Source organism: Alienimonas sp. DA493 (assembly GCF_043951915.1).
GTDB lineage: Bacteria > Planctomycetota > Planctomycetia > Planctomycetales > Planctomycetaceae > Alienimonas.
Map to the genome: position 1 here is coordinate 1 of NZ_JBINJD010000302.1, position 2,017 is coordinate 2,017.

Annotated in this window: 1 protein-coding gene and 1 pseudogene; one reads left to right on the forward strand and one right to left on the reverse strand. The window is 72.1% G+C overall.

Translation table 11 applies throughout. The features are described from left to right. On the forward strand, positions 1–848 hold an 848-nt coding region (locus ACG2DA_RS22575), incomplete at its 5' end, for an MBL fold metallo-hydrolase (RefSeq protein ID WP_395258925.1). Between the two features lie 65 nt (positions 849–913). Here ACG2DA_RS22575 and ACG2DA_RS22580 read toward each other — a convergent pair. Then, positions 914–2,017: pseudogene (locus ACG2DA_RS22580) on the reverse strand (hypothetical protein); the annotation flags it as partial.

Here is a 2,017-nt window from a genome sequence, read left to right on the forward strand (position 1 = left end):
GGACGGACGAAGACCCGCCGGCGGACCCGTTTGGGCGGCCCGGCTTCCCGCCTTTGGCCCGAGACGCGGGACGACGGGAGCTGATTCTGACCGGCACCGGCGGCAGCGTCGGCGTACCGGCCATCGGCTGCGATACGCCCGCCTGTCGCTCCGAGGATCCCCGCGACGCCCGCACCCGCTGCGGCGTGCTCGTGCCGGCGCCGCGGGGAAACTTCGTCATCGACACGCCGCCGGAACTCCGGTTGCAGCTGGTCCGCGAACGCGTGCCGATGGTGCACGCCGGGATCTTCACCCACGGTCACGCCGACCACGTCACCGGGCTGGACGACCTGCGGATCTGCTCCTTCCGCCTCGACTCGCCCCTGCCGCTGTATTGCGAGCCGGACGTGGGGGAGCAGCTGCGCACGATGTTCGGCTACGCCTTCCGCGAACCGCCGGCCGGGGCCCACAGTTTTGCGGTCCCCCGATTCTCGCTGCAGGGGCTGGAGCCCGGGCGGGCGGTAGACGTGCTGGGACTCAAGGTGCTCCCGGTCCGCCTGAACCACGGCCGAATGCCGATCCTCGGGTTTCGTTTCGGATCGTTCGCCTACTGCACCGACGTGAACGAGATTCCGGAGGAGTCCTACCGACAGCTCCGTGGGGTGAAGACGCTGGTGATCGACGCCCTGCGGGACCGCCCGCACGCGACGCACTTCAGCATCGGCGAGGCGCTGGAAGCCGCGGAGCGGATTGGGGCCGAGCAGACCTGGCTGACGCACATCTCGACGGATCTGCTCCACGCGGAGGTCGAATCGCGGCTGCCGCCGCACGTTCGACCGGCCCACGACGGCCTGCGGCTGAAGTTCTGAAGGAGGGAACGAAAAACGCCGCCGGCGGGGCCGGCGGCGTCGGTCTCTGAGAACGGAGCGGCGGCTCAGTTCGCCGCTTCGACGGCCTTCCGCTTCGGCAGGCGAAGGTTGAGGCGTTCGCCGTTGCGGATCACGTTCAGCGTCAGCACGTCGCCGTCGTAGTTCCGCAGGGCGCGGTTCAACTCAGAGTGGTTGTCGATCGGCCGGTTGTTCACGCCGATGATCCGATCGTACGGCAGCAGTCGGTCGCCGAACCGGCGGTCGCCGTCCTCCGGCGGGTTGTTCGCCGGTTCGAGTTCCTGCGGGTACTGACCGGGGAAGTAGTCCTCGGCGTCGATGCCGAGGGCGGCGTGCGCGGCGGCCTCACGGGCGGCGGCAACCTGAGCCGGGCTCGGACCGTAGTTGCGGTAGCCCCGATTGTAGATCGAGCCGCCGTAGGCGCCGCCGAGGCCGACGAGGCTGCCAAGGTAAGGCAGGTTGCCGTAGGGCACGTTGCCGAGGCCGCCGAGCGCGCCGGTACCCGTTCCCGTCAGGCCGGTTCCCGTGCCGGTGATGCTGCCGGAGCCGGTCAAGCTTCCAGTCCCGGACAGACCCGTCCCGGAGAGGGCGCCGGTCCCGGTCAGGCTGCCCGCCCCCGTGGCGGTGCCCGTTCCGGTCAGGCCTCCGGCCCCGGTCAGGCCGCCGGCGGCGCCGGCCGCGGCGTTGCCGCTGACGCCGGGCACGTTGGCGTCGGCGCCGGTCGTGTCGATCGTTCGACCGGTGTTCGACAGGCTGCCGGCGGGGGTGAGGGCGCCGTTGGCGAGACCGGGACTGCTGCCCGTCATGCCGGGCCTGACGGCGCCGGCATTCCCGCCCGTCACGCCGGCGGCGGCGCCGGCGTTGGCGCCGGCGTTGGTCCCGCTGACGCCGGGCACGTTGGCGTCGGCGCCGGTGGTATCGATCGTCTGGCCGGGGTTCGACAGGCTGCCGGCCGGAGTGACGGAGTCGTCGTTGGCGAGGCCGGGGCTGCTGTCCGTGGTCTGCGGCGTGCCAGCCGCCGCGGTCCCGGCGCCAGTCGCCCCGGTGCTGGTCGTCCCGGTGGCGTTGGTGCCGGTGGCGTTGGTGCCGGTGGCGTTGGTGCCGGTGGCGTTGGTGCCGGTGGCGTTGGTGCCGGTGGCGTTGGTGCCGGT